A 1,223-nucleotide genomic window follows, 5' to 3' on the forward strand; every position below is an offset into this window, starting at 1 on the left:
CGAGCTGCTGGCGCAGGTCGGGCGTCAGCGGCGACAGCGACACGCCCAGGCGCGGGCCGCCCTCGTTCTTCTCGCCCATCGCGCCGTCGGGCGTCTGCGCGCCGGACAGGTTGGCGATGGTCACCGTCGCGGTCTGCTCGGCATTGTTGCGCAGGAACCCCAGCGTCGCCTTGGTGCCCGGCGTGATCGAGGCGACCTTGACCGCCAGGTCGTGCGGGCTGTCCACCTTCTGGCCGTTCAGGGTGGTGATCACGTCGCCGGCCTTGATCCCGGCCTTTTCCGCCGGGCTGCCGTTGCTGACGCTGGCCACCAGCGCCCCGCTGGGCGGCACGCCCGGCGCCGCGGGCTTCAGCCCCAGCGCCTTGGCCATCGCCGGGGTGATCAACTGCGCCACCACGCCCAGATAGCCGCGGGTGACATGGCCCGTCTTCTCAAGCTGGTAGACGACGTTCTTCACCACGTCCGACGGGATGGCGAAGCCGATACCGATCGATCCACCGCCGCCGGGCGACAGGATGGCGGTGTTCACCCCCACGACCTTGCCGTCCTGGGTGATCAGCGGACCGCCCGAATTGCCGCGATTGATCGGCGCGTCGACCTGGATGAAGGAATCGTACGGCCCGTCGCCGATATCGCGCCCCCGCGCCGAGACGATGCCGGCGGTCACCGTGCCGCCCAGCCCGTAGGGATTGCCGACGGCGATCACCCACTCGCCCGGCTCGACCTTGTCGGACTCGCCCAGCTCGATGAAGCGCAGCTTGCTCTGCGTCGTCACCTTCAGCAGCGCCAGGTCGGTCTTGGGATCGCGGCCGACGATCTTGGCCGGCAGGGCGGTGCCGTCATCCAGCGTCACCGTCACCTTGGTCGCGCCCTTGACCACGTGGTTGTTGGTGACGACGTAGCCGTCCGCGGAAATGATGAAGCCCGATCCCCGCGCCTCGATCGTGCGGCGCTGGGGCTGCTGCGGCATCATCTGGAACGGGAAGGGGAACGGGAAGGGCATCTGCTGCTGCCCCTGGGCCCCGCCTTCCTCATCCTCGACGGCGTCGGCGCGCAGGTTGGCGGTGATGGACACCACGGCCGGCTTGACCTGCTTCACCAGGCTGACGAAGTTCGGCAGGGCCTGCTGCGTGTCCGGACGGATCACCCCGCTCTCATCGGCCCGTGCCGCCGGCGCCAGCCCGCCACAGGCCGCCGCGCCGCCCAGCATGGTACCCGCGACC

Annotated in this window: 1 protein-coding gene; it reads right to left on the reverse strand. The window is 70.1% G+C overall.

All coding sequences use genetic code 11. The annotated features are described in order from the left end of the window. Window positions 1-1,223: Do family serine endopeptidase (locus tag HUK84_RS19065; protein ID WP_374729391.1), on the reverse strand; the 1,223-nt coding region annotated here is incomplete at both ends.

It is taken from the genome of Nguyenibacter vanlangensis (assembly GCF_013376155.1).
GTDB lineage: Bacteria > Pseudomonadota > Alphaproteobacteria > Acetobacterales > Acetobacteraceae > Gluconacetobacter > Gluconacetobacter vanlangensis.